This is a genomic window from Methylobacterium sp. WL12, from assembly GCF_008039475.1.
Taxonomy (GTDB): domain Bacteria; phylum Pseudomonadota; class Alphaproteobacteria; order Rhizobiales; family Beijerinckiaceae; genus Methylobacterium; species Methylobacterium cerastii.
Genome location: NZ_VRUW01000270.1, coordinates 1 through 219 on the forward strand (window position 1 = coordinate 1; position 219 = coordinate 219).

At 70.8% G+C, this 219-nt stretch carries 1 protein-coding gene; it reads right to left on the bottom strand.

Going from position 1 to position 219, the window contains the following annotated elements:
- A partial coding sequence (locus FV226_RS27825; RefSeq protein WP_147765442.1) for a transposase occupies positions 1-219 on the bottom strand: 219 nt, incomplete at both ends.

Consider the following 219-nt stretch of genomic DNA (forward strand, 5'->3'; position numbering starts at 1 on the left):
GCGGCTGGCCGGCGATCTCGCGTTCGATGGCGTAGAGGGCGCCGATGCGCTCCAGCGCCTCCCCGGCGATAGCCGAGTCGGATTTGGCGTGAACGTCGAAGAACTTGCGCCGGGTGTGGGCCCAGCACGCCGCCTCGATCAGGGCACCGCCGGTGCGCCCGCCCTCGTAGAGGCGATTGAAGCCGGCATAGCCGTCGGCGTGCAGCACGCCCTGGAACC